Source organism: Vibrio ostreae, from assembly GCF_019226825.1.
Lineage (GTDB): Bacteria > Pseudomonadota > Gammaproteobacteria > Enterobacterales > Vibrionaceae > Vibrio > Vibrio ostreae.
On sequence record NZ_CP076643.1, the window covers coordinates 1,120,346 to 1,140,506 of the forward strand.

Sequence of the window (20,161 nt, forward strand, 5' to 3'; positions counted from 1 at the left end):
ATTCCTTGATATTTGGTAAAAATTATCGCGAGAATTCAATAAACCCTAAACGCAAAACACCCGACGACCATCTTGCATCAGGCGGTTCGAGGATGCTTTGTGCTTAGCGCTCAGAAGTTGCCCGCAGCAGCGGGCAACATTATTGACTCGTAACGTCATGCAAACGTTACTTGATTCGAGCGTAACTTACGCTTCGATTGGCTTGCGCCAGTCATCAGAACCTGAAGTCCCTGCGTTAACGTGATCCCAGGTAATCTTACGGTATGACATCGCAACCGTCAGATTCTGAGTGAAGTCCGCTTTAGCCGGATCCTGACAGTGCGGCATTTCACAATGGATATCGACAATAGAAGCGTTCTCCAGTTTCGTCGTGAAGAAGTTCTCTTGCTTACCTTCGATCGAAGTACGGTACCACTTCAGCTCAACATTCGTCATTTTCTCACCTGATGCCAGCGCGTTGTAAAGCAGAGGAACCGCTTTGTTCAGTGACACAGTGAAAGTAAATGGTTTGTGGACACGCTGGCCTGAAGGCTGACCAGATTGTGGATCAGTCGGTACAGTCACGTTATGGTCAAAGTACTGAACCAGCATCTGGTCTTCGTGGCCTTCGACGAAAGAATCGCCGATTGAATCAGCAGTACATGCGCCTGCAGTGATAAGACCCTGGGTTTGACCTTCAATTGAGATATAACATGGAGTTGGCATTGCTCATTCCTTTATGACGATGTAATAAAAGTCGTTGTTCATGAGCAAGTGGTGAATCAACAACCAAAGCTTATTCATAAACAAAGATAACTTTGCGCTCTGGCAAACAACTGCATTCAGCGCGGATACACAGATTAAGGAGCAAAGTCGGTGCCAAAAGTGACACCTATAAAAATCAAAGAGTTATAATTTTACAGTTGGTAGTAGAGCAACATCCTGCCCCTGCTCAAGCAACTTCTTGCTTGGCGGGTAAGATTTCACTATGTCAAACACCGACCTGAATCACTTGTTAATCTGTTGCACGTTGATACACTTCCTGCACATTTTGTCTCACAAGGTCATTTCTATGAGCGCATTCAATAAGTTAGTTAAGCATTCCCAAAAGGTTTCTCATTTTAATCATCTGTCCGCGATTTGCGGCTGGGATCAGGCTGCGGTTATGCCGGTCGGGGGTGCAAAAGCCCGCTCTGAAGCGATGGCTGAACTGTCTGTACACATTCACGGCCTGATGACTCAACCTCAACTGGAAGACTGGTTTGCTGAAGCTGAAACCGAGTCGCTTAATCAGGAACAACATGCCACGCTGCGTGAGATGAAACGCCAGTGGCAACAAGCCAATGTCCTGCCAGAAGCATTAGTCGAAGCTAAATCGCTGGCCGGTTCTAAATGTGAGCACGCCTGGCGCACACAACGTAAAGAAAATGACTGGCAAGGTTTCGAGAAAAACTGGGCTGAAGTGGTCAGACTGTCACAGGAAGAAGCGCAGATCCGTGCCGAATCCACCGGTACAACGCCTTATGATGCCATGTTGGATATTTATGAGCCGGGAACCACCAGCGAAGCGCTGGATCGCGTATTTGCGGACGTAAAAACCTGGTTACCGGGCATGATCGATGATGCCATTGAAAAGCAGCGCGGCGACCTGGTTCTGGAACCAAACGGGTTCTACCCGACTGAGCGTCAGAAAGCGCTGGGGCTGGATGTGATGAAACTGCTTCAGTTTGATTTTAACCACGGCCGCCTCGATGAAAGTGTCCATCCGTTTTGTGGCGGTGTCCCTTCGGATGTTCGTATTACTACCCGTTACAATCAGGATGAATTCATTCAATCACTGATGGGAATCGTCCATGAAACCGGCCACGCACGTTATGAACAAGGGTTACCGCGTCACTTAGCGGGAACGCCGGCCGGAGAAGCGCGTTCTATGGGAATTCATGAATCCCAGTCTCTGTTTTTTGAAATGCAGCTAGGCCGCACTCCAGCCTTTATTGATCATCTGGCTCACTTGTCTGCCGAGCATTTTGCTGCTCACAATGACCGCGTATTCCAGGTTGCGAATATTCAAAAACTGTATACCCGGGTGAAAAAAGACTTTATCCGCGTTGACGCCGATGAACTCACCTATCCGGCCCACGTCATTTTACGCTACGAAATAGAGCGCGATCTGATGAATGGTAATATCAAACACACCGATGTGCCCGAGCTGTGGGACGAGAAGATGCGCGCCTCGCTTGGCCTGAGTACCAAGGGCAATTACAAAAACGGCTGCATGCAGGACATCCACTGGACTGACGGCGCATTCGGTTACTTCCCGAGTTATACTCTGGGCGCGATGTACGCGGCGCAGTTTATGGCAGCAATGAAACAAACCGTAGACGTTGATGCCGCGATTCGGAGTGGCGATCTGACTCCGGTTTTCACCTGGCTGTCAGACAACATCTGGAGTAAAGGCAGTACACTCACCACCGATGAACTGGTGAAGCAAGCAACCGGTGAGACTCTGAATGCCAAGCATTTCCGCACTCACCTGACCCAGCGTTATCTGGGCTAAAGCAAACGACTCGGGTAACACGATACCGGTTACCCGAGTCCGGTATTGTTCGTCAGAGTATACGTCGGCTAAATCACCCGAGCCGCTTGTTCCACTTGCCGCCGTGTTGAAGGCGGCAATTCTCTTCGCTGTCGAACCGTACCTGTTTCGCAATATCTTTGACTTGAACCTTGATGGCGGCTAACTCGCTTTTCAGCACCTTCAACAGACTGGCTTTATCAGCGTCATTTAAGTGCTGATTGGTGTCGAATACGCAGACAATGGTCAGTGAACGCGGAAAATCAGCGTAGTTGACTAAGTGAGTCAGCCACTCAAAGCCTTGATGGCTTTGTTTCAGGCTTTCACACACATCCGTCAAGGCAATACGCAGTGCGTTGTCTAGCTTCTTATCGTTTTTTTTCATAAAGATTTGGCTTGTCCTTCTCGCTTCATAACGCCGCGTGACAAATAGCAGCGCAGACTTAAAACGAGCCTTTTATACAAAGGCCGCATTTTAAGCGATTCAGAACTCAGGGTAAAATTACCAAGCATACCCAATATAGTGGAATATCGTTTCACAGCAGATAGCCCAATATTCAGATATAAAAAAACCAGCCATCACAGGCTGGTTTTTCAACGCACTACTTCTTACAGGAAGTGGAACGTCGCATTCAGGCTGAACGTGTCGATGCTGCCGTTATCCACTTCATATTTGTGGTAGCTGGCACCAACGGAAACTGGACCCATAAGGAAGTATTCAGCGCCAACACCGTACATGATATCGATATCGTCATCTTTGTTACCGTTCACTTCTGTTTCCCAACGATGCAGACCACCACGCGCATAAACGTGCAGAGGACCGAAATCGATACTTGGTTTCAGAGCAACATACACCGTTGAGGCATCAAAGCTGTTGCCATCAACATCAAAGTCTCCAAAATCTGTGTAACCCGCTTCCAGGCCAACGATTGGCAGAATGCCGGTACCCACGTGGATGTTGTAAGACGTACTTTCATCGCCTTTGTAATCGGCCTGACCCACAGAAGCACCGCCGTAGATCCAAGAGTCAGCCAGCGCTGTTGAAGATGCACTCAGTAAAGCAAGTGCCAGTAAAGTCTTTTTCATGATTAACCTTCTCATTGTTATTAGGCAATGCTCCCTGCGGTGATTCATTGCCACGTTGCGCCAAATTATAGTGATACTGATAATCTATGCAAATAATATGCCCGGCTTTCAACCACTTTTAGCACGCATCAATGGCATTTTTAACCCGTTTATCCGAAACCGGATACGGTGTGCCTAATTGTTGAGCAAAGAAACTGACCCGTAACTCTTCCAGCATCCAGCGAATTTCTTTCACGTTATCCGGAATCGCTACACCTTTCGGAATCTTATTGAGCAGCTCTTTGTAATCCTGAGTCACCGACTCAATCTTCAGCATATGCAGGCGATCTTTATTCGGGTCAATCGGCAGTTTTTCCATCCGGCGCTCAATCGCTTTCATGTAACGCAGAATATCCGGCAAGCGTTTCCAGCCACATTCTGTGGCGAACCCTTTAAAGATAAGACCTTCAATTTGCGCTTTGATGTCAGACAGCGCAAATGCCATGGTAAAGTCAATTTTGCCTTTGAGACGCTTATTGATGTTATACGCCGTAGTGAGGATCGTCTCGACCTGCTGAGCAATATCGACCACAGTGTCACCCAGCTCCGCACGGACGAACTCTTTCAGCGCCTCAAACTCTTCAGGCTGCCACGCCATACCACCACGCTGCTCAACCAGCTTATCAATACCACAGGCAATACAGTCATCGATCAGATCCATCACCTTACCGTACGGGTTAAAGTACAAGCCAAGCTTGGACTTGTTCGGCAAGTTCGCATGCAGATACTTAATCGGTGACGGCACGTTGAGAAGGATCAGGCGGCGCTGACCTTCACGCATCGCATTGTGCTGCTCCTGCTCCGTTTCAAACAGCTTGATCTCCACACTGTCTTTGTTGTCGACCAGCGCCGGGTAGGCTTTGACTTCAAAGCCGCCACGTTTTTGCTGATAAACGCGTGGCAATTCACCAAACGACCAGGTGTGCAGATCTTTCTGCTCAATATCGTCGTCGGCCACTTGCGACAGCGTTTCCTGCACCTTCTCTTTCAGGCTTTCTTTCAGCTCATGCAGATCCTGGTGCTCTTTCAGCTTACGGTTGCGATGGTCAACGGCACGGAACGTCATGCGCAAGTGTTGCGGCACTTGTTCCCAGTTCCAGTCTTCACGCAGCACTTCCACACCGGTCATACGGCGCAGTTCGCGCTCCAGAGCGCCCAATAACGGCCCCTCCATCGCTTTAGCTCGCGCCAAAAAGGCGTCGGCATAGTTAGGTGCCGGCACAAAGTTTTTGCGCAGTGACTTCGGCAATGACTTGATAAGGCTCATGACCAGTTCATGACGCAGCCCCGGGATCTGCCAGTCAAACCCTTCCGGTTCAATCTGGTTCAGGATCGGCAACGGAATATGCACCGTGACACCGTCACTATTTTCGCCCGGCTCAAACTGATAGCTCAGCTTGAGCTTGATGCCGTTCTGATGCCAGAAATTAGGGTAATCCAGCTCAGTAATATGGCTGGCATCGCCTTTGAACAGCATCTCTTTTTCAAAATTGAGCAGATCAGGCGTCGCTTTACCGGCCTGTTTCCACCAAGTGTCAAAATGTCGTCCCGAGACAACCTCGGTATCAACACGCTGATCATAAAACTGGAACAGCTCTTCATCATCAACCAGAATATCGCGGCGGCGTGATTTATGCTCCAGCTCTTCCACTTCCTGTAGCAGGGCGCGGTTTTGTTTAAAGAAAGCGTGTTTGGTTTCCCACTCGCCTTCTACCAACGCACTGCGAATAAAGATTTCACGGCTCAGCGGCGCATCAATGTTACCGTAATTCACCAGACGCTTAGGCACGATCGGAATTCCGTATAGCATCACTTTTTCGTACGCCATCACTGCAGCGCGTTTTTTCGACCAGTGCGGCTCGCTGTAGCTGCGCTTAATCAGGTGTTTCGCCAGTGGCTCAATCCATTCCGGTTGGATCTTGGCCACCATACGCGCCCAGAGCTTAGAGGTTTCCACCAGCTCGGCCGACATGACCCACTTAGGCTGTTTTTTGAACAAGCCAGAAGCCGGAAAAATGTTGAAACGGGCATTGCGCGCGCCTTGATACTCGTTTTTCTCCGGATCTTTTGTACCGATGTGCGACAGTAACCCGACCAGAATCGCACTGTGTACGCTCTGATAACTGGCCGGCTCATCATTCAGTTTGAAATCCATCTCACGCATTGACTGATGCAACTGGAAATAGACATCCTGCCATTCGCGAATACGCAGATAGTTGAGGTAATCCTGCTTACACTGACGACGGAACTGATTGCTGCTGTGTGCTTTCTGCTCTTTTTTGATGTGTTCCCACAGATTCACCAAGGTCAGAAAATCCGACTCTTCGTGGAAGAAGCGGCGGTGCTTGTCATCGGCCGACTGCTGTTTATCACTCGGACGCTCACGCGGATCCTGAATCGACAGACCGGATGCAATCACCATCACTTCTTTCAGACAGCCAAAACGCGGCGCTTCAATCACCATACGCGCCAGGCGCGGGTCAATAGGCAGACGGGCCAGCTTACGGCCAATCTCAGTCAGGCGCTTTTTCGGATCTTTGGCTTTATCGTTAATCGCGCCCAGTTCTTCGAGCAGACGCACACCATCCTGGATGTTACGTTTATCCGGCGCTTCAACAAACGGAAACGCTTCAATGTCACCCAGCCCTAATGCGGTCATCTGCAGAATTACGGACGCCAGATTGGTACGCAAAATCTCTGGGTCGGTAAATTCCGGACGTGACAGGAAGTCCTCTTCTGAATAGAGGCGGATACAGATCCCCTCTTCGACACGGCCACAACGGCCTTTACGCTGGTTAGCACTGGCCTGCGAAACCGGCTCAATCGGCAAGCGCTGTACCTTAGTGCGGTAACTGTAGCGGCTGATCCTTGCCGTACCCGGGTCAATCACGTATTTGATGCCCGGCACCGTCAGTGACGTTTCCGCCACGTTGGTCGCCAGAACGATACGGCGTCCGGCGTGCGGCTGGAAAATCTTGTTCTGCTCACCGGCCGATAAACGGGCATACAGCGGCACAATTTCGGTGTCGCGCAGCTTACGTTTGCTCAGTGCGTCCGCGGTATCACGAATTTCACGTTCACCGTTCATAAAGATCAGAATATCGCCCAGGCCTTCATCGCACAGTTCATCCACCGCCTCGAAAATGCCTTGCAGCTGGTCACGATCGCTTTCATCTTCGCCGGCCAGCGGGCGGTAACGGGTTTCCACCGGATAGGTCCGACCGGAGACTTCGATGATCGGCGCGCCACTAAAGTGGTTAGAAAAACGCTCCGGATCGATGGTTGCCGACGTGATAATAACTTTCAGATCGGGGCGACGCGGCAGCAGCTCTTTGAGATAACCCAAAATAAAATCGATATTGAGGCTGCGTTCGTGCGCTTCATCGATGATGATGGTGTCATACTGATTGAGAAAACGGTCGTGCTGGATTTCTGCCAGCAGAATACCGTCCGTCATCAGTTTGATTTGCGTCTCGTCAGAAATCTGATCGTTAAATCGCACCTTATAGCCGACGAAGCCACCCAGTTCGGTTTCCATCTCTTCTGCGATACGGTTCGCTACCGAGCGCGCCGCCAAGCGGCGTGGCTGGGTGTGGCCGATCAGGCCAAACTTACCGCGTCCCAGCTCAGCACAAATTTTCGGCAGCTGAGTGGTTTTACCTGAACCGGTTTCACCTGCGACGATCACCACCTGGTGCTGTTCAATCGCTGTGGCGATATCTTCACGTTTCTGGCTGACTGGCAGAATTTCGGGATACTCGATTTTTACTTTATGTGCGCTGCGTTGCTGCACCACCATCATCGACTGAGCGATATCGAGGGCAATTTCGTCCAATGCCGCATCACGTGCCTGCTCGTTTTTAATTTTACTGGCACCGGAAATACGTTTGTTGAAGCGAAAACGGTCTTTGATAAGGCACTGATTCAGTGCCTTTTTCAGCGACTGCACATTGTTGGATTTGGCAACCGCGTTCTTTTCTGTGTTGGGCTGTGACTGAGTCAAAGCAGGTCCTATTCATTTTTCACTTAAAACTGCGCGGATTGTATCACAGAGTTATGCCGACGCAGGTATTTGCAGTCGTTCAAATTTTTTGAATGAGTTCAGCAAATCCACCTACTTAAGATGTCGCGAGTATCTCATTATTATCACTTCCCTAACGTGTTACCTCCAATTAAGGAACTTCTTATGTCTCGTGTACTTGCACTTAAATCCAGCATCCTTGGCGAATATTCTCAATCAAGCAAACTGCTCGATGCTTACCTGACCAAATTTGACCAAAACGAACTGACCGTGCGTGACCTGGCGGCCGAACCTCTGCCAGTACTGGACTTCGCAGTCGCAACTGCGCTGCGCTCAAGTGAAGATCTTTCTGAAGAGCAACAAGCTGTTGTCGCGCTGTCTGACACTCTGATCGCAGAAGTCAATGCAGCGGACACTCTGGTAATTGCTGCACCAATGTACAACTTTACCATCCCAACGCAGCTGAAAAACTGGATTGATCTGATTGCGCGTGCTGGCGTTACTTTCAAATACACGGAATCAGGTGTCGTGGGTCTGTTCGAAAACAAAAAAGCAGTCGTGATCACCACTCGTGGCGGTATCCATAAAGATTCAGCGACTGACGTGGTAACGCCTTACCTGAAAACAGTTCTGGGTTTTGTCGGTATCAGCGAAGTTGAATTCGTGTACGCAGAAGCGCTGAACATGGGTGAAGAACCGGCAGCAAAAGGCATTGAATCAGCGAAATCTCAGCTGGACGCCATTACTCTGTAATTTGTACTCGGCCATATTTCCGAGCACCAGCGCCTGAATACCCAGTATGCAGGCGCACAAGGAAAAAGTGAAGCCCAAGCATCTATTCACTTTGCTGACTAAAAGGCAACGTAGTCATACGCTGCCTTTTTATTTATCTGTTGCCAGCTATCGGATTCCGACTCTTTGCCAACCGGGGAAATGTTGCCCATTCACTCTGCTTTTTCTCACCATTTACGCTCGATCACTCACTTATTGTACAACTGATGAAAATAACTCTTAGTTTTCAAGCAAATTGGCCGCTAAAATAGTAGCTAACCCCATTTTTTAACTGACAACACTGTGAAAGTATCTGAATTCAAAGCCCTGCTAGACGCCTTACCCGCAGACTGCGACCCCGATATAGTGATGGGAGAAGTTTGGCTGCCTGAACAATTAGTGGCGGCGCAGCTGGATCAAAAACTGCTATTTCTGGAATTTGATAACGCGCCGGAAGAAGGTCAGGGTGACGAGGAAGGACGCGGATTTGTCGAGCATGAAATCGAACTGATCCGAGAACAAATTACACAGCTTTTACAGGAAGATAGTTCACAGCACGATAGAATAGAGGCAATGTTAGGTATGCTTCTGGTCGCGCATGAACGTACCAGCTCGGAATTCATCGAGATGCTGGGTACATTGCAAGAGGAACAGTTGCAAAAAGAGCTTTAGGAGCCGGAATTGACCCGATACCATCATCGCCGCTTACCCTTTGTCCTGGCTGGTCCGATCGTCAGAAAAGCGACTGCAAAGGAGCTGGTTATCTGGCTTGCCACCAGTCAGGCGCCCGAGGGCGAGCTGCAACTGTACGACGATAACCAGAACTCTGTGCTCTCCCAGCCGCTGACTTCCAGCGATAGTTATCAAATCGGCGCTCATGCCTGGGTCACCCTTCTCCACATCAGACACGATTTTAACGTACCGGCCAAATACCAGTACGACATCACCACGCCGGACGGTCAGCTTAGCGAACTGTGTGCCGAGCTACTCTATGACGATGAAACCCGCTTTACTTTGTGGCTGAGTGGCCAGGCTGATTACGTACTGCATGGCTCATGCCGTAACCCGCATCACTTCGCCAAAGACGCCTTGGTTGTTGCCGATGAAAAAGTCGCTGCGCAGCTCCCTGAGGAGCGTCCGCATCTGTTGATGATGAGCGGAGATCAAATCTACGCCGATCACGTCGCCGGACCGACTCTTTTCGCGGTACACAGCGTCATTGAGCGGCTGGGTCTTTATCAGGAACGCTTTGAACAATCACAGGTTGAAGCCTGTCATGCACCGGTCAAAGACAGTCATGAGCTTTATCAGCATCCACACTGTTTTTACCAGCGCAATAAATTGCTGCCTCATTCCATCGGCGAACAGCGCTTTTTTGATCGGGTGCTGCCACGTAAGCCCACCCCGATCTTCAGCTCTACCGATAACGATAACCACCTGATTAGTTTGGCCGAGTTTTTTGCTATGTATCTGCTGACCTGGTCACCGGTGTTATGGCAGGACATCGATTTTGATGATAGCCCGCAGCTGCAACTGGCCAAGACAGAGCATCAGATTCCGGCCAACAAACAACAAGAATGGCAAAGCGAGCTGAAACACATCCGGACTTTCTATGCCGGTCTGACACATACCCGGCGACTGCTGGCTCATATTCCGACCTACATGATCTTCGATGATCATGATGTCACTGATGACTGGAATCTGACCGTAGGTTGGGAGCAAGCGGCCTACAGCAATGCCTTTGCCAAACGCATTATCGGTAATGCACTGATCAGTTACTGGCTGTTTCAGGGCTGGGGCAACGAACCGGATAATTTTAACGACGAATTTCACCAACTGGCCCAGAAGTATTGTGCCCAGCCGGACAGCCAGCATCAGGATGACTGGATTGATGCTCTCTATCCATTCGAGAAATGGCACTACACTACCGATACCAGCCCCAAAATGGTGGTGTTGGATACACGCACCCGGCGCTGGCGCTCTGAGTCACGCATGAATAAGCCCTCCGGCCTGATGGACTGGGAAGCGATGATGGAATTTCAGCAGGCGCTGCTCGATGAAGAGAAAGTGATAATTGTCTCTGCCGCCCCCATGTTCGGGGTCAAGTTCATCGAAGCCCTGCAAAGGCTGATGACCTGGCTGGGTAAACCACTGGTGATTGACGCAGAAAACTGGATGGCCCACCCGGGCAGTGCCAATACGCTGGTGAGTATTTTTACCCACACCAAAACACCATCCAATTACGTCATTTTGTCCGGTGATGTGCACTATTCGTTTGCTTATGACATCCAACTGCGCTCACGTAAATCGAGCCCGAATATTTTCCAGATCACCTGCAGCGGTATCAAAAATCAATTCCCGGAACCCTTGCTGTCATTTTGTGACACGATGGACCGCGTACTGTACAGTCCACGCTCACCGCTGAACTGGCTCACCAAACGCAAGCGTCTCAAAATCAGGAAACGAGCGCCGAGTTCAGAAAAAATCAAACGATTAGTGAACTCAGCAGCCCTCGGCGAACTCAAACTAGATAAAAGTGGTAAACCACATTTGGTCTCTATTTTGACCAGCAGCGGTGAATCGATTGATTTCCTGCCGACTAAAGATAGCCATGAATAGCTAAGCAGAGAATAGCTAAGCAGACCCATTCATCGCGATAAAGTTGAGAAAACAAATCCCGTGTTTTATGGTTTCATCATCATCAAACACTGACTCTCAAATTCGATCAACTATCATAAAATTACAGCAAGACAAAAAGGCTTCAGTATGTTTAATGCGATCACATCCATGTTCAAACAACTGCTCGAAGGGCAGGATCTCAGCCAGCAGAAAACCAGCCCGAACCTGGCTATTGCCTGCCTGCTGAGTGAAGTGGCCGGTGCCGATCATCAAATTGAAGAGCAAGAGCAGAAAGCCAAACTGACGTTGTTAAAACGTTTACTCGATTTAGATCAGGAGGAAGCACAGCAACTTTTAACCCGTGCGGACGAGCAGATTAGCCACTCGGCGTCGCTGTATGACTTCACCTCTCAATTGCGTGAGCTGACTCAAGAAACGCGTTTTGAATTGATCAAAGCGATGTGGGAAGTGGCGCATGCCGATGGAGAAATCGACCCGTTAGAAGATGCGGTCATTCGCAAAGCCGCTGAACTGCTGTACGTTGATCACAGCCAATTCATTCGCGCCAAGCTGATAGTGACCGGCAAGTAAGCGGGCGACTCTTGCCCTCATAAAAAGCGCAGTGCCGAAGCGCTGCGCTTTTGAGCTTTCTATTTTATGTATCGGTTGATGCCCATCAAACCAAATAACGTTGTCAGTCTGAACTCACTGCAATCACCTTACCGGTCAGCTGTGACAATACAATGACAGATGAATGAACGCCTGGTTAAACGAATCATCAACAAAAAAACGTGACCAAGAACAGATTACAGCATGACTAAGGCCAGTTTGGCCAGATTATAAGCATCGACGTAACCGGAGTGCTGGCGCCCTTCCCATTCAATACCTTTCGCTTCCTGTGCCGCGCGGTGACCAATGCGTTTGTCTTTAAGACGATTCTGCATCCGGTACAAGGTTGCCAGATTGACAAATTCCTTAAATGGAACTTCAATGCCTTTTGCACGGCACTCATTGATCAAAATCTGATCATCACGGCCCCAGGAAGCATAAATTTTGTTGGTGCCGCCGAAATTCTTCACCATCGACTGGATGACAGCCGCCAGAGGGCGTCCCTGCTTTTCAATTTTACGCGGGGTAATTCCGGTCAGTTCGACACAAAATAACGACACTTCGTCGTGCTCAGGTTTGACGTAATACTGCGCGCGTTTGACAATTTCACCGGCAGTCAAATCGATTTCAGCCAAACCGACTTCAATGATCTCACCCGTTGTGCCGACTCCGTTTTCATTCCAACAGCACATTTCCAAATCGAAGCACACCACACGGTTATAGTTCATTGCCACATCTAGTCCCCAATCGAAAATTCAAAGCGCGCTATGTTACCCAAGTCTGAGATAAAACTCGACGCTCAATCGGCAATTTAATCTGCAATTGAGAGCCTGGCCCTCGCTCATGGCGAGTTTTTATACCAACTTGGTGGCTAATAGATCATCTTTCTGGGCAATACTCTCCTGTCGAGCGACCTAAAATGGGTCATCAGAGCGCTCAGCTTAAGCTAAGGAGGAACCTCTAACTCTTAACGTGCCGCAATTAGCGTCGCTCAGAGCTTAAATTTTGGTTAAAATTTAAGCCATCAAACCGGGAGGAAACCGAGATTCCGGCTTTTGTGCAAGCCTTATCCCTTGAATATGGTAATATCCGCCCTTATTTTTTACTAAATTCTGACTATTCTGTGCAATGAATATTGCAATCGTTCATTGCCTATACACATCTACAGAGATTTCATCATGAACTTCGATTTAAATATGATTCCAACGACCTTCGATATGCTTCATGCTGGTTTAACTGCCACAAGCGTTTTGCTGTTAATCGTGGCGGTAGCACGCAAGTCTAAAGTAATTGAGAAAGTGGTTGAAAAACCGATTGAAAAGATCGTTGAAGTCGAGAAACCGGTCGAAAAGATTGTCGAAGTAGAGAAAGTGGTTGAAGTTGAAAAAGTGGTTGAAAAAGTGGTGGAGGTCGAGTCCAAACTGGCTACTGCGTCTACCGATTCGGCCATGCAGCTGCTCTCTCTGTTCCAGCAGGAAGCTCGCCTTATCGATTTCCTTCAAGAAGACGTGACCAGCTTCTCTGATGAAGAAGTGGGTGCAGCAGCACGCGTGATCCACTCTGGCGGTCAAAAAGTACTGAAAGAATACGTGACCTTGTCACCTATTCGCAGTGAAGAAGAAGAGTCGCGCATTACTATCGCTGAAGGCTTCAACCCACAAGAAGTTCGTCTGACCGGCAATGTCACCGGCAATGCACCATTTACCGGTACTCTGGTTCACAAAGGCTGGAAAGCCGATGCGATGACGCTGCCAAAACTGGCGCAAAATTACGATGCTTCAATCATTGCACCTGCGGAGGTGGAGCTGTAATGGAACATAATCAAGCATCACAAGCACCAAAATACAGCGTGGGTATTGACCTGGGGACCACACACTGCGTGTTGTCTTATGTTGATACCCAAAATGAAGACGCCCGCGTTGAAGTGATGGCGATCCCGCAAATGACCGCACCGGGCACAGTCGAAAGCCGTATGCAACTGGGCTCGTTTTTGTACCAGCCACATGAGCATGAGATGGCGCCTAATGCACGCCGTCTGCCGTGGACAGAAGAGCCAAAAGCTCTGGTCGGTGCGATCGCGCGCAACCTGGGTGCCAAAACACCGATTCGTCTGGTTTCCAGCGCAAAATCCTGGTTGTGCCATGGCGGAGTGAACCGCCGTGACGCATTCCTGCCACAAGGCAGTCCGGAAGATGTGGCTAAGGTTTCTCCGCTACGTGCAACAGAACTGTATCTTGCTCACCTTAAAGAGGCGTGGAATCACCTGCATCCGCAGCATGACCTGTCTGAACAGGACGTCACCATCACCGTACCGGCCTCTTTTGATCCGGCGGCGCGAGATTTAACCGCTGAGGCAGCACGCAATATCGGCCTCGCTCATCTGACCCTGCTGGAAGAGCCGCAAGCGGCGCTGTACAGCTGGATCGATAACAGCCAGGACAAATGGCGTGACCAAGTCAACGTCGGTGACGTCGTACTGGTGGTCGATATCGGCGGTGGTACGACTGACCTTTCGCTGGTCGAAGTCACCGAAGACGAAGGCAACCTGACCCTGAACCGTATCGCAGTCGGCGAGCATATCCTGCTTGGCGGTGACAACATGGATCTGGCGCTGGCCTATCGTCTCAAGATGAAACTGGCTCAGGAAGGCAAAGAACTTCAACCGTGGCAGGTGCAGGCGATGACACACGCATGTCGTGATGCCAAAGAAGCTCTGCTCAACGATGCTGAATTGCAGGCTGTACCGATTGTGGTACCTAGCCGTGGCTCGAAACTGATGGGTTCGACCCTGAAAACTGAACTGACTAAACAAGAAGTGCAACAGACTCTGGTTGACGGCTTCTTCCCTCAGGTCAGCGTTGCCGACCAGCCGGTACAACGCTCGCGCGGCGCTCTGACTCAGATGGGTCTGCCGTACGCGCAAGATGCCGGTATTACCCGTCACATCGCCGCGTTTCTGGCTAAACAAGCCAATGCGCAAGGCCAGGCAAATTCGGAAACTGCACCGTTTAACATGGCAGGTATTCCGGGTATGCCGGCCGCCAGTATCGAGTTTATCAAACCGACCGCTATTCTGTTCAACGGCGGGGTATTGAAATCTGACCTACTGGCACAACGTCTGCTCAGCACCATCAACCAGTGGCTGACCGATGCGGGCACTGCAGCCGCTAAACGCCTGACTGGTCTGGATCTTGACTTAGCCGTTGCCAGTGGCGCGGCGTACTACGGCGCAGTTCGCCGTGGCCAGGGCGTACGTATCCGCGGCGGTATTGCCTCGGCTTACTACGTGGGTATTGAAAGCGCAATGCCGGCAATTCCGGGTATGGCGCCTCCGATGGAAGCACTGTGTGTGGCACCGTTCGGGATGGAAGAAGGTTCCGGTGTCGCTGTACCAAGTCAGGAATTTGGTCTGGTGATCGGTCAGCCGGTGCATTTCCAGTTCTTTGGCTCCACGACTCGCCGTGAAGATGTGGCCGGAACTCACCTCGATTACTGGGCACCGGAAGAACTTGAAGAGCTGCCTGAAATTCAGGTCACTCTGCCAGTTTCCGAAGGACGTCGCGAAGGCGAAGTTGTGCCGGTGACTCTGGCATCACGCGTAACCGAACTGGGTACCTTGTATCTAGAGGCCATCGCCTCTGACAATGGTCAGAAATGGCACGTTGAGTTTGATGTGCGTGAAGGAAACGACGCGCAAGAGAGCAACGCGCAGAGTAGCGACGCTCAGCAGCAATAATGACAAACGGCACCTTAACGGGTGCCGTTCATCTATCTCACACCCGCCCTTGAAAGTGGTCAGCCGTTAAGCGTATTTCCGCCGGCTGCCTTGAGTGTCCGCCTTCACCGTGCCGGGTCTACACGAGGTTAATCATGACAACTCCAAGTTTTCTTGTTGGGATCGATTTAGGCACCACCAATACGGTCGTGGCCTTTTGTGAACTTAGCGACGATCTTGAAAATGCACCGGTTGAACTGTTTCCGATTGATCAGCTTATCGGCCCCGGTGAAGTGGTTCGTAAACCCCTTCTGCCCTCTTTTCGCTATCATCCGGCACTAGGCCAGGTAGCTGGCAGCGATCAAACCCTACCATGGGAGCACGAACCGGTCGCCGGTGATTTCAGCAACGTGATTGTCGGCGAATGGGCGCGCGATCTGGGTGCTAAAGTCGAAGGCCGTCAGGTCTCCAGTGCCAAAAGCTGGCTATCACATCAGGCCGTCGACCGTGAGCAGGAGATCCTGCCGTGGGCTGGAGCCAGCGATGTCGACAAGGTTTCCCCTGTCGTTGCCAGTGCTAGCTATCTGAATCATATTCGCCAAGCCTGGAATTATCGTCACCCTGGTAACCGCCTTGAGCATCAGGACGTGGTCGTGACCGTACCGGCTTCGTTTGATGAAATCGCGCGTAAACTGACTCTGCAAGCGGCAAAACTCGCTGGCCTGCATAATATCGTCCTGCTTGAGGAGCCTCAGGCAGTCTGTTACGACTGGTATGCGCGCCACAAAGCGACTGCGGCACAGCAGTTGGCAAATCTGCCGCTGATCCTGGTGTGCGATGTTGGTGGGGGTACCACCGACCTGAGTCTGATTGAAGCGAAATTTATCGAGGGTGAACTGACGCTCAATCGCATCGGTGTTGGTGAGCATTTGATGCTTGGCGGCGATAACCTTGATCTGGCTTTGGCCCATCTGGCGGAATCCCGTTTTCATCAGGGGAAAAAACTGACAGCTTCGGCACTGACTAAACTGATTCAGCAAACCCGCCAGGCGAAAGAAAACCTGCTCTCATCCCACGCACCGGAGACGGTTAAAATCACAATGCTGGGCAGTGGCTCTAAACTGCTCGGCGGCACTAAAAGCATAGCGTTAAGCAAACAAGAAGTGCATCAGATTGCTCTGGACGGATTTTTCCCGATTTCTGAATTTTCTAAGTTGCCGGATAAGCGCCGCAGCGCGGTGGTCGAGTTTGGACTGCCTTACGTTTCCGATCCGGCGGTAAGCAAGCATGTAGCGGAATTCCTGACTCAGCATCAGGCCGTCGCTCATGCGGCTCTGGGTAAGACCGATAACCGTTCACCCGCCGTCCCGGTCGGCGTGTTGCTCAACGGTGGTGTGTTTAACAGCACACTGATTACCGGGCGTATGTTGCAGCTCTTGGATCACTGGCGTGGTGAACCCGTTACTCAACTGGATAACCCGCACCCCGACTGGTCTGTCGCACTGGGAGCCGTTGCGTTTGGTAAAGCGCGGCGTGGAGCCCAGCTTAAGATAGGGGGTGGCTCTGCCCGCTCCTATTTCCTGCACTTACAGGAAAAGAACAACATGGGCAAAGCCCTTTGTCTGCTTGCCAAAGGGACGGAAGAAGGTCAGGAAATCCGTCTGACCAGCCGCCGTTTTTCTCTCACCCTGGGAGAACCGGTGCGTTTTAACCTGCTGACCTCAACTCATGATGCACTCACGGATAACGTGGCGGTACAGAACGGGGTTTTAGTGGCAGTGAATCCGGATAAATTCCAGCCACTGCCTCCCTATATTACTACGTTACAGGGTGACGAAAATATTCAATTACACGCCAACCAGAAACAGCGGGTGGAGGTTCAGTTAGCCTGCCAACTCACAGAGGTCGGAACACTGAAAATAGAATGTGTTTCGGTCGAAGACGAGCAGCAGCGCTGGCTGATGGAGTTTGAAGTTCGCCACAGTAACCAAGACGGCGACGATGATACACCGAAAACCAACCCACGCCTCGAGCAGGCACAGCAGATGATCACAAAGACCTACAGCGGTAATAAGAGCAGTGCCGATGGCAACACCATTAAAACCCTGAGCAAAGATCTCGATAAGTTGCTCGGCAAACGGGATGACTGGGATTTCTACACGCTGCGCAGTGTGTTTGACACTCTGGCACAAGGCCGTAAGCGTCGGCGCCGTTCAGAGCAACATGAGAAAAACTGGCTGCGCCTGGCCGGATATACGCTGCGCCCGGGATTTGGTGACGTGACCGACAGTTGGCGCGTTGATCAAATCTGGAACCTGTACCAACAAGGTATTCAGTTCGCCAACCATCAAGGCTGGACCGACTGGTGGGTATTCTGGCGCCGTATCGCCGGGGGGGCTCAATCAAGAGCAACAAGAAACAATATTGGCTGATATCGCCAAATACCTCCATCCTGGTGCGGCCCGCAATCCGAAATCCGCAAAAGAAGCACAGGATAAAGGGTATGAAGCCATGGTCCGGCTGGCGGCGTCATTGGAACATCTGGATGTAGAAGATAAAGTGCTGCTGTGTACCTGGTTTATCAATAAAGCACTGAACCAGCCCCAGTTTGTCTCTGCGCACTGGTGGGCCGTCGGTCGTCTTGCTGCACGTACTTTATTGTACGGCAGCGCACATAATGTTGTTTCCCGTGAGCAGACCCAACAATGGTTACCAAAACTGCTGGCTGAAAACTGGCTGAAAGAGCCGATGATCGCGTTTGCCGCAGTGATGATGTGTCGCAAGACCGGAGACCGGACACTGGATATTGCCGATGATTTACGAAATCAGGTACTGGATAAACTCAAACAAAGCAAAGTGCCAGACTCCTGGATCCACCTGGTAGAGGAAGTGTCTGAGTTGGATGAAAATGAATCCAAACGAGTATTTGGCGATGCGCTGCCAAGCGGTCTGACCCTGCTGCCACACTGATCAGCAAAAGATAGAATCTGCACCAGTGAAATGCCGAGCGAGAACCATAAAGCCGGAGCGTTATATTCCGCTCCGGCTTTATTGAATCCCCCGACATCGCCTATCTCGTCCGGGCAATGCGACTTTTAAATGCTAAACCAAAGGAACCAATCGGTTACGTCCAGTTTCTTTGGCATCATACAGCGCAATATCCGCCATCTTCAATGCACGTTGCAGCTCACTCGAATGGCTGACTTCCGCAATACCGATACTGACCGTCATCGCAATATCCAGTTCACCGGCAATCAGATGATTCCGGCTCACTTCTCGGTGAAAATGCTCGAGCCGAAGCTGATTGGTTGCCTGATGACCCGCCAGCATAATAGTGAATTCCTCACCGCCATAACGTGCGACTAAATCACCTTTAAACTCGCGAGACAGAATGTCGGCAATATGGCACAGGGCCAGATCACCGGCATCATGACCATAACGGTCATTGACCTGTTTAAAGTGGTCAACATCGAGCAAGGCAATTGTCCAGGTGTTTGAGCTGTTATCCAGCTCGCTACTCGCTTGCTCCATGAAATAACGTCGATTATACAAACCGGTCAGTTCATCATGCACTGCGCGATAATGATGCCACTCAATTTCGTCATAAAAGAAAAGAGATAAAATAGAACCCAGGCTGACGATGGTCAGTAAATTCTGGCCGACCAGGACACCACTCAGAAAATAAATTGTCGAATCAAACAATTGATACAATGTCGCCGGTAAAAAAACCAATAAACTGGAAAGCACCAGACAAAACGTCAGCAGTTTTTCACCACCGCTTTTTTTGTTCATATGGCGAAATGCAAACCAGGCGCTGTAGAGGTGGACCGCTGAGAAACTAACAGCAGCCAGATTGACCCGCCACTCAAAATGTTGCGGGAAATTCTTTAGCAACCAGAACTGAAATGCGGTGTACACGAAAGTATGCAACGCGGCAAATACAAACCATGTGCGCTTAACCGGATACTTAAACCAACTCATTACACCAAACAGCAGCATATAAGTGACGGCCTGGTACAGAAAGTTGTTGCTTAGTACAACCCATTCAATCGAGACCCAGCCACGCATCACCGTGGTACCGAAAGCAATTGAAAAACATAAAAAATAGGCGGCAAACCACCCTGCCGTCGACACTTTATGATTATTGAGCTTTCGTCTCGATAGCAAAAGAAACAGACAAGCAATAACACTGCAAATGGTATTATTCAAAATGCTCGCCAGTTTTAGCACGTCAATATCAAGCAAAGTTATTCACTTCCATTTTTTACAAGGCCAGGCTCGCAGTCATCAGTTTTAGCGTTGTTTTAATCATTGTGAACCGCACAAAAGCTAACTTTGGCAACAAAGTACCGACGTTAAGATTGCCCGCTAATATTAACCCATTTAATATATGTTGATAATAACATTTCATTCAATAAGTCTGTTTTTTGTGCAATTAAGTCTCGCAATTCAGGCACAAAGCGTAGTAGAATACGCGCCCTCGCTTCATCACGCAGAACAAAAAGTCGACAATTCACACACAGTATATGAAGCGGTATACCCAAACATCATGGAGTTGCAGGTAGGCGGTAAATGAGTAAATCCCTATGAGCATAGAGACATTATGTGATTGGGGTGAATAAAAGTAGCCAGCACTGCTGCAGCTTCAAGTAGGAAGGGTATATAATAATTATTTCGTCTTGGCAGGAAAAATAATCAAGGCTTTGTCCTGGCTCAAGATATCTGAGCTGAAAACGTTTTAATTTGA

The 20,161-nt window shown here is 49.9% G+C and carries 14 protein-coding genes and 1 pseudogene; 9 read left to right on the forward strand and 6 right to left on the reverse strand.

The window, feature by feature from the left end; all coding sequences use genetic code 11:
• Nucleotides 1-186: 186 nt before the first annotated feature.
• Nucleotides 187-705: an Hcp family type VI secretion system effector gene (locus KNV97_RS11185; protein ID WP_136486549.1), complete on the reverse strand. Its 519-nt coding sequence runs from the start codon at nucleotides 703-705 to the stop codon at nucleotides 187-189.
• A 346-nt stretch (nucleotides 706-1,051) separates the two neighbouring features.
• On the opposite strand from KNV97_RS11185, the gene KNV97_RS11190 reads away from it, so the two are divergent.
• Nucleotides 1,052-2,536, forward strand: coding sequence for a carboxypeptidase M32 (locus KNV97_RS11190; protein WP_218563122.1), 1,485 nt, complete (start codon nucleotides 1,052-1,054; stop codon nucleotides 2,534-2,536).
• A gap of 73 nt (nucleotides 2,537-2,609) precedes the next feature.
• Here KNV97_RS11190 and KNV97_RS11195 read toward each other — a convergent pair whose 3' ends face one another.
• From KNV97_RS11195 to hrpA, 3 genes are all read right to left on the reverse strand, one after another.
• A complete protein-coding gene (locus tag KNV97_RS11195) occupies nucleotides 2,610-2,939 on the reverse strand; it encodes a hypothetical protein (RefSeq protein WP_136486554.1) in 330 nt (109 codons plus the stop codon).
• Between the two features lie 224 nt (nucleotides 2,940-3,163).
• Complete coding sequence (locus KNV97_RS11200) at nucleotides 3,164-3,640, reverse strand: porin (RefSeq protein ID WP_218563123.1); 477 nt, start codon at nucleotides 3,638-3,640, stop codon at nucleotides 3,164-3,166.
• Between the two features lie 118 nt (nucleotides 3,641-3,758).
• Entirely contained in the window at nucleotides 3,759-7,682 is a 3,924-nt protein-coding gene (hrpA, locus tag KNV97_RS11205) for an ATP-dependent RNA helicase HrpA (protein WP_218563124.1), read from the reverse strand.
• Nucleotides 7,683-7,865: 183 nt separating this feature from the next.
• On the opposite strand from hrpA, the gene KNV97_RS11210 reads away from it, so the two are divergent.
• From KNV97_RS11210 to KNV97_RS11225, 4 genes are all read left to right on the forward strand, one after another.
• Nucleotides 7,866-8,453, forward strand: a complete 588-nt coding sequence (locus KNV97_RS11210; RefSeq protein WP_136486560.1) for an FMN-dependent NADH-azoreductase — start codon at nucleotides 7,866-7,868, stop codon at nucleotides 8,451-8,453.
• A gap of 321 nt (nucleotides 8,454-8,774) precedes the next feature.
• On the forward strand, nucleotides 8,775-9,143 hold the full coding sequence (locus KNV97_RS11215; protein ID WP_136486562.1) for a VC1380 family protein: 369 nt from the start codon (nucleotides 8,775-8,777) through the stop codon (nucleotides 9,141-9,143).
• Between the two features lie 9 nt (nucleotides 9,144-9,152).
• The gene (locus KNV97_RS11220; protein WP_218563125.1) at nucleotides 9,153-11,090 is read left to right on the forward strand and encodes an alkaline phosphatase D family protein; all 1,938 of its coding nucleotides are present in this window, start codon (nucleotides 9,153-9,155) and stop codon (nucleotides 11,088-11,090) included.
• 147 nt (nucleotides 11,091-11,237) lie between these two features.
• Nucleotides 11,238-11,681: a tellurite resistance TerB family protein gene (locus KNV97_RS11225; protein ID WP_136486566.1), complete on the forward strand. Its 444-nt coding sequence runs from the start codon at nucleotides 11,238-11,240 to the stop codon at nucleotides 11,679-11,681.
• Between the two features lie 215 nt (nucleotides 11,682-11,896).
• Here KNV97_RS11225 and KNV97_RS11230 read toward each other — a convergent pair whose 3' ends face one another.
• A complete protein-coding gene (locus tag KNV97_RS11230) occupies nucleotides 11,897-12,427 on the reverse strand; it encodes a 3'-5' exonuclease (RefSeq protein WP_136486569.1) in 531 nt (176 codons plus the stop codon).
• A gap of 450 nt (nucleotides 12,428-12,877) precedes the next feature.
• Here KNV97_RS11230 and KNV97_RS11235 point away from each other — a divergent pair, with 450 nt between their 5' ends.
• The 4 genes and pseudogenes from KNV97_RS11235 to KNV97_RS22260 all read left to right on the forward strand — a co-directional run bounded on the left by KNV97_RS11235 (nucleotide 12,878) and on the right by KNV97_RS22260 (nucleotide 18,384).
• Nucleotides 12,878-13,510, forward strand: coding sequence for a DUF2760 domain-containing protein (locus KNV97_RS11235; protein WP_218563126.1), 633 nt, complete (start codon nucleotides 12,878-12,880; stop codon nucleotides 13,508-13,510).
• Nucleotides 13,510-15,435 carry an Hsp70 family protein gene (locus KNV97_RS11240; protein WP_218563127.1) on the forward strand — a complete coding sequence of 642 codons (1,926 nt, stop codon included), beginning with the start codon at nucleotides 13,510-13,512 and terminating at the stop codon, nucleotides 15,433-15,435. Before KNV97_RS11235 ends, KNV97_RS11240 begins: the two co-directional genes overlap by 1 nt.
• Nucleotides 15,436-15,569: 134 nt before the next feature.
• Nucleotides 15,570-17,744 (forward strand): annotated as a pseudogene (locus KNV97_RS11245) (Hsp70 family protein); the annotation flags it as partial.
• A 94-nt stretch (nucleotides 17,745-17,838) separates the two neighbouring features.
• The gene (locus KNV97_RS22260) at nucleotides 17,839-18,384 is read left to right on the forward strand and encodes a hypothetical protein (protein ID WP_407701902.1); all 546 of its coding nucleotides are present in this window, start codon (nucleotides 17,839-17,841) and stop codon (nucleotides 18,382-18,384) included.
• Nucleotides 18,385-18,516: 132 nt separating this feature from the next.
• Here the strand turns inward: KNV97_RS22260 and KNV97_RS11250 are convergent, their stop codons facing one another.
• Entirely contained in the window at nucleotides 18,517-19,482 is a 966-nt protein-coding gene (locus KNV97_RS11250; RefSeq protein ID WP_256612891.1) for a GGDEF domain-containing protein, read from the reverse strand.
• Nucleotides 19,483-20,161 lie beyond the last annotated feature (679 nt).

Bases quoted from the DNA above. Each gene is read 5' to 3' on its own strand.
- KNV97_RS11225 (WP_136486566.1), top strand. From the start codon at position 11,238: ATGTTTAATGCGATCACATCCATGTTCAAACAACTGCTCGAAGGGCAG.
- KNV97_RS11190 (WP_218563122.1), top strand. From the start codon at position 1,052: ATGAGCGCATTCAATAAGTTAGTTAAGCATTCCCAAAAGGTTTCTCAT.
- KNV97_RS11195 (WP_136486554.1), bottom strand. From the start codon at position 2,939: ATGAAAAAAAACGATAAGAAGCTAGACAACGCACTGCGTATTGCCTTG.
- KNV97_RS11210 (WP_136486560.1), top strand. From the start codon at position 7,866: ATGTCTCGTGTACTTGCACTTAAATCCAGCATCCTTGGCGAATATTCT.
- KNV97_RS11200 (WP_218563123.1), bottom strand. From the start codon at position 3,640: ATGAAAAAGACTTTACTGGCACTTGCTTTACTGAGTGCATCTTCAACA.
- KNV97_RS11185 (WP_136486549.1), bottom strand. From the start codon at position 705: ATGCCAACTCCATGTTATATCTCAATTGAAGGTCAAACCCAGGGTCTT.
- KNV97_RS11230 (WP_136486569.1), bottom strand. From the start codon at position 12,427: ATGAACTATAACCGTGTGGTGTGCTTCGATTTGGAAATGTGCTGTTGG.
- KNV97_RS11240 (WP_218563127.1), top strand. From the start codon at position 13,510: ATGGAACATAATCAAGCATCACAAGCACCAAAATACAGCGTGGGTATT.
- KNV97_RS11235 (WP_218563126.1), top strand. From the start codon at position 12,878: ATGAACTTCGATTTAAATATGATTCCAACGACCTTCGATATGCTTCAT.
- KNV97_RS11250 (WP_256612891.1), bottom strand. From the start codon at position 19,482: ATGCGTGGCTGGGTCTCGATTGAATGGGTTGTACTAAGCAACAACTTT.